This window comes from Mesorhizobium loti (assembly GCF_003148495.1).
In the GTDB taxonomy this organism is placed as follows: Bacteria; Pseudomonadota; Alphaproteobacteria; order Rhizobiales; family Rhizobiaceae; genus Mesorhizobium; species Mesorhizobium loti.
On sequence record NZ_QGGH01000034.1, the window covers coordinates 1 to 11,488 of the forward strand.

At 60.9% G+C, this 11,488-nt stretch carries 12 protein-coding genes and 2 pseudogenes; 8 read left to right on the plus strand and 6 right to left on the minus strand.

Annotated features, from left to right (window positions below):
* Window positions 1-93: pseudogene (locus tag C8D77_RS38735) on the plus strand (universal stress protein); the annotation flags it as partial.
* Complete coding sequence (gene mgtA, locus C8D77_RS36800; RefSeq protein WP_109672835.1) at window positions 93-2,747, plus strand: magnesium-translocating P-type ATPase; 2,655 nt, start codon at window positions 93-95, stop codon at window positions 2,745-2,747. The pseudogene C8D77_RS38735 and the gene mgtA, both read left to right, overlap by 1 nt.
* Window positions 2,748-2,847: 100 nt before the next feature.
* Here mgtA and C8D77_RS36805 read toward each other — a convergent pair whose 3' ends face one another.
* Window positions 2,848-3,315: a DUF2231 domain-containing protein gene (locus C8D77_RS36805; protein WP_109672837.1), complete on the minus strand. Its 468-nt coding sequence runs from the start codon at window positions 3,313-3,315 to the stop codon at window positions 2,848-2,850.
* Between the two features lie 123 nt (window positions 3,316-3,438).
* Window positions 3,439-3,849 carry a hypothetical protein gene (locus C8D77_RS36810; protein ID WP_109672839.1) on the minus strand — a complete coding sequence of 137 codons (411 nt, stop codon included), beginning with the start codon at window positions 3,847-3,849 and terminating at the stop codon, window positions 3,439-3,441.
* Between the two features lie 16 nt (window positions 3,850-3,865).
* Here C8D77_RS36810 and C8D77_RS36815 point away from each other — a divergent pair, with 16 nt between their 5' ends.
* From C8D77_RS36815 to C8D77_RS36825, 3 genes are all read left to right on the plus strand, one after another.
* Window positions 3,866-4,165, plus strand: a complete 300-nt coding sequence (locus C8D77_RS36815; protein WP_245951991.1) for a PepSY domain-containing protein — start codon at window positions 3,866-3,868, stop codon at window positions 4,163-4,165.
* Window positions 4,165-4,830, plus strand: a complete 666-nt coding sequence (locus tag C8D77_RS36820; protein WP_109672844.1) for a response regulator transcription factor — start codon at window positions 4,165-4,167, stop codon at window positions 4,828-4,830. Before C8D77_RS36815 ends, C8D77_RS36820 begins: the two co-directional genes overlap by 1 nt.
* Window positions 4,831-4,910: 80 nt before the next feature.
* Entirely contained in the window at window positions 4,911-6,173 is a 1,263-nt protein-coding gene (locus C8D77_RS36825; protein WP_245951992.1) for a sensor histidine kinase, read from the plus strand.
* A 7-nt stretch (window positions 6,174-6,180) separates the two neighbouring features.
* Here C8D77_RS36825 and C8D77_RS36830 read toward each other — a convergent pair whose 3' ends face one another.
* The 3 genes from C8D77_RS36830 to C8D77_RS36840 are packed head-to-tail and all read right to left on the minus strand — an operon-like array spanning window position 6,181 to window position 9,261.
* Complete coding sequence (locus C8D77_RS36830; protein ID WP_109672849.1) at window positions 6,181-7,692, minus strand: RnfABCDGE type electron transport complex subunit D; 1,512 nt, start codon at window positions 7,690-7,692, stop codon at window positions 6,181-6,183.
* Entirely contained in the window at window positions 7,689-8,411 is a 723-nt protein-coding gene (locus tag C8D77_RS36835) for an FAD:protein FMN transferase (RefSeq protein WP_245463028.1), read from the minus strand. The genes C8D77_RS36830 and C8D77_RS36835 overlap by 4 nt, the downstream gene beginning before the upstream one ends.
* A 25-nt stretch (window positions 8,412-8,436) precedes the next feature.
* Entirely contained in the window at window positions 8,437-9,261 is an 825-nt protein-coding gene (locus C8D77_RS36840; RefSeq protein WP_245951993.1) for an FMN-binding protein, read from the minus strand.
* Between the two features lie 132 nt (window positions 9,262-9,393).
* Here C8D77_RS36840 and C8D77_RS36845 point away from each other — a divergent pair, with 132 nt between their 5' ends.
* Both C8D77_RS36845 and C8D77_RS36850 read left to right on the plus strand, forming a co-directional pair.
* A complete protein-coding gene (locus C8D77_RS36845) occupies window positions 9,394-9,912 on the plus strand; it encodes a cytochrome b (RefSeq protein ID WP_109672855.1) in 519 nt (172 codons plus the stop codon).
* Window positions 9,913-9,916: 4 nt separating this feature from the next.
* A complete protein-coding gene (locus C8D77_RS36850) occupies window positions 9,917-10,612 on the plus strand; it encodes a VIT1/CCC1 transporter family protein (protein ID WP_109672857.1) in 696 nt (231 codons plus the stop codon).
* 172 nt (window positions 10,613-10,784) lie between these two features.
* Here the strand turns inward: C8D77_RS36850 and C8D77_RS36855 are convergent, their stop codons facing one another.
* Window positions 10,785-11,429 carry an SDR family NAD(P)-dependent oxidoreductase gene (locus C8D77_RS36855; protein ID WP_245951995.1) on the minus strand — a complete coding sequence of 215 codons (645 nt, stop codon included), beginning with the start codon at window positions 11,427-11,429 and terminating at the stop codon, window positions 10,785-10,787.
* Here C8D77_RS36855 and C8D77_RS36860 point away from each other — a divergent pair.
* Window positions 11,394-11,488: pseudogene (locus C8D77_RS36860) on the plus strand (LysR family transcriptional regulator); the annotation flags it as partial. The gene C8D77_RS36855 and the pseudogene C8D77_RS36860 overlap by 36 nt on opposite strands.

Here is an 11,488-nt window from a genome sequence, read left to right on the forward strand (position 1 = left end):
TATGGGCACAGCCGTCTGCGGGAATGGGCGTTCGGCGGGGTCACCCGCACGCTGATCGAGGAAAGCGGCATCAACCGCTTCATGTCGTATTGATGATCTCTCGTATCGTACCCGGCGAAGTTGACCAGCGACCCGTCCCCGACGGCGATGCCTATTGGTCGATCGAGACCAATGACCTCCTGCGACGCCTCAAGACGTCTGCCTTGGGCCTTGCCACTTCCGAGGCCGCATCCAGGCTTGCAAAGTTCGGCCAAAACACTCCGGCTTCGCGGTCCGGCACGTCGGCGTTGACCGTCTTTGTCCGGCAATTCCGCAGCCCACTGGTCCTGATCCTTATTTTCGCGGCCACCGTGTCGGCTTTCGTCGGCGAGGGGCAGGAGGCTGCGATCATCGGTGCGATCGTGCTGGCAAGCTGTATCCTCAGCTTTACCCAGGAGTACGGCGCGTCGCGTGCTACGGAAGCGCTGAAACAGCGCATTTCGCGCAAGGCTGTGGTGCTGCGTGATGGTGTCGAGTGCTCGGTTGCTGCCGAAGATATCGTGCCGGGCGATGTGATCCGGCTTTCCGCCGGAAACCTCATTCCTGCGGACGGTATCATCCTGGACGCACGCGATTTCAATGTCAGCGAGGCCGTGCTGACCGGTGAAACCTTTCCTGTCGTGAAGGCACCAGGACGGGCGTTGCCAGAGGCTTCCCTCGCACAGCGCACCAACGCGGTCTTCACCGGCACATCGGTCCGCAGTGGCACTGCAACCGTGCTTGCGGTAGCCACCGGCACCAGCACCGAATTTGCATCCATCGCCGCGGCCTTGGAGCGACAAATTCCCGAAACAGGGTTTGCCCAGGGTATTAGGCGGTTCGGCTATCTGATGACCGAGATCATGCTGGCGATTGTCATCCTGGTGTTCTTCGCCAACCTGATGCTCCATCGACCGCTGATTGAATCACTGCTGTTTTCGCTGGCACTCGCGGTTGGCCTCACTCCGGAACTTCTTCCGGCGATCATCAGCGTGACGCTTGCTCGAGGTGCCCGGGCGATGGCGGCCAATGGCGTCATCGTGCGCCGTCTCGATGCCATCGAGAATTTGGGCAGCATGGACCTGCTTTGCACCGACAAGACCGGGACATTGACCGAAGGCATCATCCACCTGGATGGATGGCTCGATGTCGATGGCAATCCGTCGACGGATATCCTGCTTTGGGCACGTCTCAACGCGACCATGCAGACCGGACTGAAGAACCCTCTGGACGAAGCGATCGCTGATGTGCCGGGTCAGGGCGCGTCATTGGCCGGCTTCACGAAGGTCGACGAGATCCCCTACGATTTCATCCGCAAGCGGCTATCCGTTGTTGTCCGGACCAAGGATGCCGACGATCTCCTGATCACGAAGGGCGCCGTACAAAACGTCCTCGAAATCTGCAGCTTTGTCCGTACGGCGAAAGGGCTGGAGCCCCTCGATGAGACGCACCGTGCGGCAATCGATGAGAAATTCCGGCGCTGGAGCGCGGACGGCTACCGCGTTCTAGGCGTGGCAATCCGTCGGTTTGAAAGCCGGAATGCATTTGGCAGAAAAGATGAGATCGATCTCGCCTTCGCGGGCTTCCTGCTTTTCCTCGACCCGCCAAAGGAAGGCGTCAGGGAGACGCTTGCAGCGCTCGCCCACCGTGGCATCGCGGTAAAGGTCATTTCGGGCGACAACCGTTACGTCGCTGCGCATCTCGCCGACGCGGTCGGCTTGCGAGCTGACAGGACCATGACCGGTGAGAACCTGTCGAAGCTGACGAAGAGCGCGCTTTTCGCAAGCGTGCAGCACACCGATCTCTTCGTCGAAATCGATCCCAACCAGAAGGAGCGCATCGTTCAGGCCTTCCGGAGCCGCGGCCATGTCGTCGGTTATCTGGGCGATGGCATCAACGATGCGCCTGCTTTGCACGAGGCTGACATCGGCATCTCCGTCGACACCGCAGTCGATGTCGCCCGCGAGGCTGCCGACATTATCCTTCTCAAACAGGATTTGGGCGTACTGGTGCGCGGTGTTGACGACGGCCGCAAGACGTTCGCCAATACGATGAAATATATCTCCATCACGACCAGCGCCAATTTCGGGAACATGATCAGCATGGCTGTCGCCTCGCTGTTCCTGCCCTTCCTACCGCTGCTGGCAGCGCAGATACTGCTCAACAACTTCCTGTCGGACATTCCCTCGCTGGCTATCGCCGGCGACAATGTCGACGCAGACCAGCTGCGCCGACCGCGCCGCTGGGACATCGGTTTTGTCAGGCGATTCATGATCGGCTTTGGCTTGGTCAGTTCGCTATTCGACTTCGCAACCTTCGCTTTCTTGCTGCTTGTTGCACATGCGACAGCGGCTGCCTTCCAGACCGGATGGTTCGTCGAGTCACTGCTGACGGAGCTAGCCATCGTGCTCATCGTGCGCACGCACAAGGCGTTCTGGGCGAGCCGTCCTAGCCTCCTGCTTGCATGGCTTACGCTCGCAGTGGCAGCTGTTGCGATCATCATACCTTACGTGCCCGCAGCGGCGCGCTTCGGCTTTGTGCCGCTGCCGCTGCACGTGCTTGTTGGACTCGTCGCGATCACCACGCTCTATCTGTTGGCCTCGGAGGTAACCAAGCGCTGGTTCTTTGATCATGAGAGCAGACACTCGCATCGATCGAGAGCAGGACGGGCCACCGCCAATAGAACCGTACCCCGTCCGACCCATGCCCAAAGAGTTGCTCATGAGTGAGACTCCGGGCATGGCAAGAAATGCAACCATACAGCCCACCGTGGGCCATCGAAAGGCCGTGAGACCGGCCCATCGACGGCCCGCAAGTCAATCCGACACGTTAGCCGCCCATTGCGGCCCTGGAGACATTCACACCGAGATCGTAGACCAGCAGGCCACCGTAGTATGCTGTAGTGGTTACAAGCACTGCCCCTGCGATTTCGATCACAGGAACGGCGATGGCCACTGGCCCCAGCTCGCGATTGCGGACCCACAAGGCGAGCCTGACGCCGCCCCAAATCAGAAAGGCGAAGGCCGTGATGCCGCCAAGACTCTCGTGAATCTCCGCTATGTCGCTGCTGAAGCCGGCCGCTTCTGCATGATCGAGAGCGAGTCCGCCATAGAACCAGGTTCCAATGGCGAAAGCCCCGGCTGCGAGTGCGACAAAAGTAGAAATCGTCCCCGCGCCAGAACGCCTTGTCACCGCGTTGCCGCGAGCAAGCGCCACAAGGTCGATTGCCGCCAGTGTGTAGATGAGGACAATGGGAAAATGCACGAGCATGGGATGAATATGCTGGACTGGTATCATGATAAGAAAATCTCCGTAGGTCAGGCCAAAAGCACGCGGCCTTGCAGGACGAGGTGTTCGGTGGGTGGGCGGCGTCTGCGGCGCGGCGACATCGATGAATGTCGCGAACCGCCGTTGGAAGGTTTAGTCGTCGTCTCCAAGAGCGTCGCCCTCGTCCTCGCCGCCGAAAGCGGCTCTGCCGAGGACGTGGTTGTCTCCGCACTCGTCATCGCCAACACCTTTGATGGCCTTACGGGTGGTCGTGTCCTGCATCGGTATGGCCTCGAGGTCGATCGGCCCGGCGGGCGCTACCGAGGATGGTGCTCCGCACGACCCCTCGTCGGATTCAGCGGCCGCGGGCAGGGCAAAGCTCGCCAGGCCCGCGAGCACTGCTAGCAGAAGCATGGAATTGCGCATGGTTTCGATATCCTTCTCGGCGCGGCCATGATTGGACGCGACGATCCTGATAGAGAACCTTTGCTTGCTGGCGGCTGAGGACGATTGACAGCAGATTGAAAGCTTCGACGTGCGACATGCACCGTTCATGAGAGCCATTCTAAAGCGCCTGGCAATGGCAGGCTTGGCCGGGCTTGTCCTGGCCCAGCCACTCTGCGCGCGCGCAGACGAGGACGACGATGGTGACCACGACCGGGCGCGGGACCTGTACGAGCATGGCGAAATAAGGGGCCTTTCCAATATCCTCGATATCGTTCGTGCGCAGGCTCCAGGCGACATCGTCGCAGTCGATCTCATCCGCCAGGCCAACAAATGGGTTTACCGGTTCCAGGTCGTCGACGCCGATGGCCGGCGAAAGACTGTCGACGTTGACGCTGGTGCCGGTGTCATCATGCGCGACGGGGAGGGCGACTGATGAAGGTACTGCTGGCCGAGGACGAGCCCCGCATAGCAGCCGATATCGCGACTGCCCTCAAGGCGTCCGGAATGGCGGTCGATATCGTGCGGGATGGTGAAGCTGCCTGGTTCGCTGGTGATGTGGAGAACTATGATGCCGCCATTCTGGATCTCGGCCTCCCCAAACTCGATGGTCTTACGGTCTTGAAGCGCTGGCGGGCCAACGCGCGCCGGTTTCCAGTTCTCATCCTGACCGCAAGGGGTATGTGGACGGAACGCGTGGATGGCATCAATTCTGGTGCTGACGACTATCTCCCCAAGCCCTTTGAGATGGAAGAACTGCTCGCCCGATTGCGGGCAATCCTGCGGCGCTCGGCCGGGCAGTCGGCACCCGTATTGAAGTCCGGGCCGTTGCTTCTGGATACGCGCCAGATGCGTATCTCGCTCCGTGGCGTTCCCATTTCTCTTTCACCTCTGGAATACCGGCTACTGGCGTTTCTGATGCATCACGCCGGTCGAGTGGTGGCGCCGACCGAACTTGCCGAGCATTTGTACGATTCAGGGAATGACCGCGATCCGAACACGATCGAGGTCATCGTTGCGCGGCTGCGACGGAAGCTTGGCAGCGATATCATCGAAACGCGGCGCGGCTTCGGGTATCTGATGCCCGATGATCCCGCCTGATGGGCAACTCGATCCGCTTCAGGCTGTGGCTGGCGGCAACGATCTCGATTCTTGTCGCGCTCGCCATAGCCGGCGCCGGCTTGCGCTATCTGTTCGAACTTCATGTCGAGCGGCGCGTTGTGGGCGAGCTGACGGTCGACCTCAATGAGTTGATCGGCGCAACAACCTTCACAAGCGACGGTCACCTGGTGGTAGCCCCGGTGCTCACCGACCCGCGCTTCGCCAATCCGCTGTCCGGTTACTACTGGCAGGTCGAAGACATCGCCACCGGCGGTCTCGAGCGCTCACGATCTTTGTGGGACGCCAAGCTGGTCCTGCCTGCCCGGAGCGCAAGTGGTGAGCTGCGAACGGTCGAGGAGTTCACGGGCCCTGGCGGAGAACTCAGCATTGCGGTCGAGCGTACAATCATCGACGCTGGAGGTCGGTCCTTTCGCGCGGTCGTGGCGGAGGATCATCGAACCGTTGAGGTGTCTGTAAGCGAATATGTTCGCGATCTTGCTCCGGCCCTCCTGATGCTTGCTGTGGCTCTCATGGCCGCGTTTTTCATCCAGATCACCATCGGTCTTGCGCCGTTGGAGACCTTGCGGGTCGCCGTCGGAAGCGTGATCGCACAGCGAGCGGCACGGCTCGATGTGGTAGCACCAAACGAGGTGCAGCCGCTCGCGGATGAAATCAACCGTCTTCTCGATGCCCAGGAGAAGGCTCTTGCTCGGGCCCGTTCGCGCGCCACCGATCTGGCGCACGGCCTCAAGACGCCGCTGCAAGTGCTGTCGGCTGACATCCGTGCCTTGCGCAAGAAAGGCGAGACGGATCTGGCCGACGAGATCGAGAAGAGCGCTGGAGCGATCCGGCGCCATGTCGAGCGGGAGCTGGCGCGCGCGCGCCTCGCGCCAGGCGTCTCCGGCAAGGCATCCTGCCTTGTATCGGAGGTCGCGGCTGGTGTCATTGCAGTCGTCAAGCGCATGCCACGCGGCAAGCAGCTTTCATTCAAGATGGACGTCGCGGAGGATCTGACGGCGCCAATCGACGAAGGCGACCTGTCTGAAATTCTGGGTAATCTGGTCGAGAACGCCGCGCGCTACGCAAAATCGTCAGTCAGTGTCGATGCATCCTTGGCCGCTGGCGAAGTGATCATCACTGTAACCGATGACGGACCCGGGATACCGGATGCGGATCGCGAATCCGCCTTGTCGCGAGGCGTCCAGCTCGACAGCAAGGGCGGGAGTAGCGGCCTTGGCCTGGCCATCGTTTCCGACATCGTTGAAGCCTATGGCGGATGCCTTGCCATGGCCAACGCCGATCCGGGTCTGGTCGTGACCATTTCCTTGCCGCGACACAGTTGAGCGTGCTTCAGGCAAAACCTGGGAAGTAGTCGACCTTTATCTTCGAGCGGCGAACGCCCATGGCCAGCAGTTTCTGACGCAGCGCCTTGACCATCGCCTGCGGGCCGGAAATGTAGAAAGTGCGCTCAAGGTAGTCGGGTATGGTCAGACGTATAAGGCGCTCGTCGATGTATCCGGGATACTGCCCGCGCTCGCCACCGCTCGCCACAGCGTGGACCGTCTTGATACCAAGTTCCTGCCTGGCCGCGCCAAGCACGTCGCGATAAGCGATGTCCTGCTGTCTCTCTGTTCCGTAGAGGATAACGATCGGTCGCCGCTCCTTGCGGTCGAGTAGATATTGCAGCATCGAGCGGAACGGGGTGATGCCGATGCCTCCGGCCAGGAAAGCGATCTTGGTTTCGCTCCTGGCGGGCAGCGTGAAGTTGCCGGCCAACTGCGCCGCGTGGATCGTGCTGCCTGGCTTCATGGTCATCAATTCACGCTTGAAGGCGCTTGATTGCGGATAGAACTTGACCCCGAGGCGGACCGTTTCCTCCGTAGGCGCTGATGCAACCGTGAAAAAACGGCGATTGCCGCGATTGTCGGCATGATTGAGGCCAAGCGTCCATTCGAGATACTGGCCGGCCTCAAAGGCGAGCTTGCGCGGCGACCGGAAGACGAAGTCAAAGCTGTCGACGGCCGATTGCTCGATGCGCTCCAGGGTCAGCACGAAGCGTCCCTTGGGGCCTGCCGCATAGGCGAACAGGTTGCCGGCAAGCAGCGCCAGTTCCGGTGTGAAATAGAACGAGCCGATATGGATGTTGGGAGCAAACAGAAAGCCGACGATGGCGGCAAAGGCGATGCGCGGCCATCGCATCGTCGGTGCGGTCAGTGGCTCGGTCAGCATCACAAAGGCGAAGAACAGCAGAGGGGACGAACCCAGTGTCTCCGTAAGCGCGGTCCAGTACTGCGACGGATCGCTGGTTGCCAGAATGGTCGCCAGAGCCACGACGACAAAGGTCGAGACAAGATCAAGCCGGCGCAGTTTGCGGACAATGAGCATGCCGCCGAAGAGCACGAGCGGAAGCAGCGGCAGATTGCCGCCAACCCACCAGGTGGCTGGTTGGTCGAGCAGCAGCGCAGACAGCGCCACGCCCAGCGCAGCCGGATTGAAAAGGTGCTTCCGGCCGATGGCGAGAATGAACTTGGATGATATCGCCCAGACGGACGCGAATGCCACCGCCGCGATTCCCTTGATGTCCGTGGTGGCTACCGGATCGAGGATGAGCGCCAGGATGAGCACGGTGATGTAGACGGACTCGTTGTTGGCCGGGACAGCGAAGACATGCGCAAAGACCTTGTTGGTGAGCCAGCAGGTGGCCAGCGCCAAAGCCGTGGTGAAGGCGAGCGCAATCGGATCATGTGGCACCAGCTTGGCGAAGCCGAGCACGAACGCTGCGCTGACCAGCGTGATCAGATAGTAGAGGACCAGCCTGTACATAGTCAGGCGATCGAGAAACCGGTCGATGGTTTTGATCATGGCAGGCAAAGGGCTCCGAATCCGGTTGTCGGTGTGGCGCGGCCATTGGCGTTGACGACATAGCCCTCCAGGCCAGGCGTCTGCTCGATGAAGAGAATGCCGTTCCGCCCCATGGCGAAGGCCGCGGTGGCGAAACGATCGGCTTCGAGCACATCGGCGCCGATGACGGTCAGGCTCACGATGTCCTGGATCGGACTGCCAATCCCATGCGGGTTGTAGATGTGTTGACCGCGGACATAGGTGCCGGAGGTTGCGACACCGCGCCCGCGGGGATAGACGATCTTTACGACCTCGTCCGCGTTGAAGGGATTGCGGATGCCGACGCTCCAGTCATGGCCCGAAGCGTTCTTGCCGCAGGACTGGACGTCGCCTCCCGCCTCGATGAAGAAATCGCTGATGCCGGCTCGCTGAACGATGGCTGCCGCGTTGCGGATGGCCCAGCCCTTGACGATGCCGGAAGGATCGAGCGACCCGTCGGGCTTGCGAATATCAAAGTAACCGTCCGTCTCGTCTTTCGTCTGCCGCGCGAGAGCAAGCACTTCGTTCATCTCGCCGCTCCAGTCGACGACGGGAACGTCGCCGCGGTTGATGGCCGAGATCTCGCTGTCGGCCCGGTATGTGCTGAAGCGCCGGTCGATATGCTCGAAATAGCCGAAAACGGTCTCGATCAGCTCACCGTTCGACGCGCCGCCAACGTCGACCGTAATGGGCATGCCCATCAAAATACGCGTTTCACGCATGGAACTACGACGACGCTTTCTTCAGCGCGCCGCGCAGCGACTGGATGAAAGCCCTGCTGGTCAGCGTCGCGCCCGAAATAATGTCGACATTGGCGCTTTGGGCGCTGATCGCTTCGTCGCGCAGCATGGGCAGCGCCTGCCTGTTGATATTGATGGAGGTGCGGCGATCGGAGGGGTATTTCAGCACCTTCAGCGCCGTGAGTTGCCCACCCTGTACGAGGGCCTGAATCTGGATGATGCCGTAATAGGCATCGGCGGGCGGACCGGTGTAGACGCCGTCGGCATAGCCCTGTGTGGCGACCTTCATTCCCGCCGGGAAAAAACGTGCGGGCGCGTCCGGATATGCCGGCCTCGGCTGCGGGACTGGTATGTAGACGGCTGGAGTCACTGCGAATGAAGGGGTTGATGACGCATGATCAGTGACAGCCGGCGCCACTGGCTGCTCCGGTGGCGCCGGCGATGATTGTGGTGCCATCCGAACCGCTGTCTTCACTGAATCATTTGGCTGTTTGACGGGAACTGCGATGCCTGACGTCGTTTCCCTGGCAATCGGGAACTTTGTTCTGAACTGGGGTGAGGGCGCCGGCAGGGTCCGAAACATCGACGCGGATGCGGCGGGCACCTCTGTCGCGTCTGCCGGCAGCGCCGAACCAAGCATGTCGCCGGCGGGCCGTATGCCGGCCTGATCCCAGACATAAGCGCCGGAGCCGGCGATCACCAAAAGTGACAGGGCAATCTGTTTCATCGGAATTGTGTTTCCACATTGAACCTTGCAGAGGCGATCCATCTGGTTCGCTTCAGATGCAATATCCCACGACCAAGCTGACAACTGGCTGTCAGCCGAGGTCGAACTGCGCGGGGCCGGTGAAAGCTCAAGGGGACGGCAAATTGACTTGTCCTAGATCAAGATTGTCGCATAAGCAGCGAGGTAGGAAGGTTCTCTCAAACGAGGTAGCTGCCTATGACTGTTGCCAACGAGCCGGCGAGATACACCGGAAGCCAGATATTGCTGCATTGGACTATCGCGGTGTTGATCGTCGTGCAGCTTGTAATCGGTGAGGACATCAAGCCGGCTTACCGGGCGTTCTCGCGCGGCACAGAGCCGGCAGCCGGCGACATCTTCAACGCGAACATTCATGTCTATGTCGGTTTGGTCGTTCTGGTGCTGGCGATCTGGCGAATTGCAGTCCGTCTACGGGATGGTGTGCCGGCGCCGCCGCCCGAAGAAAGCGTCCTGCTGAAGCGGATTGCCGCTGCCACCCATTTCCTGCTCTATCTGTTCATTTTCGGGATGCCGATTACCGGGGCGCTGGCATGGTACTTCAGCCTCCGAGCGATGGGGGAGATTCATGAACTCGCCAAGCCGGTGATCATCGTTGTCGTCGGCCTCCATGCCGCCGCGGCGCTATGGCAACATTTCTATGTGAAATCGGAAGTGCTGGTCAGGATGCTGCGACCTGCCGGACGGCGCGCGCCGTGATGTCATGAGCCGCCTGCACAATGAAAACCATCTTGTATCCCGCGTCGGCTGGCTGCGCGCCGCAGTGCTTGGCGCCAATGACGGCATTGTGTCGACGGCTAGCCTCATCGTTGGCGTGGCGGCAGCCAACGCCGCGGCCTCCAACGTTTTGGTTGCCGGCGTAGCCGGACTGGTCGCCGGCGCGATGTCGATGGCGGCCGGCGAGTATGTCTCGGTCAGTTCGCAGTCCGATACCGAACAAGCCGACCTTGCGCGCGAGAAAGGGGAGCTGGCGACGCAGCCAGATTTCGAGCGACAGGAACTTGCGGAGATCTATGTCAAACGTGGCGTCGAGCCAACGCTGGCGTTGCAGGTCGCCGACCAATTGATGGCGAAGGACGCGCTTGGCGCCCACGCTCGTGACGAACTCGGTATTTCGGAGGTGACGACGGCCAGACCGATCCAAGCCGCGCTGACGTCTGCGGCTGCATTTTCGGTTGGCGCGGCCATGCCATTGGCGATGGTGCTTGTTTCGCCGGCCGCTTGGCTTGCCGCAACGGTGTCTGTTGCCTCGCTCCTGTTCCTGGCAGTGCTGGGTGCCATTGGCGCGAAAGCCGGCGGTGCCAATGTGTTAAGAGCAACTGTTCGCGTTACCTTCTGGGGGGCGCTAGCAATGGCGCTGACTGCCGGCATTGGCGCCGTCGTCGGTACTGCCATCTGATTCATTCGCCTGACGAATCGTTTTCCGAATTGCCGCAGGCAAAAGGCGCAAGAAAAAACTTCGCGACCCACGTTGATCGGGACTAGTGCGGTTTGCTAGATCGTCCGTAGAGCGGTGACGGTACTTTTCGAAGTTCCCGTCGGTCAGCCGCTTCCCGCGACCCGGCGCGATTTCAGATGGCCGAGAAGCCACCGTCGACAGACAACTCCACCCCATTCACGAAACTCGAATCGTCTGAAGCAAGAAACAGCGCGACCGCCGCAATTTCCTCAGGACGCCCCATCTTTCCCCGCGGGATCAGGGATTCGAACATCTGCTTCGCCTCCTCGGTGAGAACTTGGTCCTGCATCGGTGTGGCGATCGGCCCTGGGTGCAGGACGTTCACCCGGATATTCCTGCCCTTGAGTTCGTTGAGCCACCCGCGTGCGAATGCGAGCAACGTCGCCTTGCTCGCCGCATACACGCTGTAACCAGGAAAACCTTTGATCGAAGCAACTGACCCGGTCATGAAGATCGATCCGCCATCGTTGAACAGCGGCAACGCCTTCTGAACCGTAAACAGCGTGCCGCGCGCATTCAGGTTGAAGGCCGCATCGAAGTGCTGCTCGGTAATCTCGCCCAGTGGGACGGCTTCGCCCGTGCCAGCGCTTGCGTACAGGATGTCGATCTTGCCCTTTTCCCGCTTGACTGTATCGAACAGGCGGTCGAGGTCGTCGAGATTGGACGCGTCGCCGCGAACGCCGGTCACGTTCCGGCCGATCAGCTTGACGGCCTCGTCCAGCTCGAGCTCGCGAACCAGATGGAAGCGTCGTCGCATTTGCTGGAGACGCGCGTCTTCGGTCGCGACCAGAGCGTGCGCGGGCTTTTGCGGGTGAC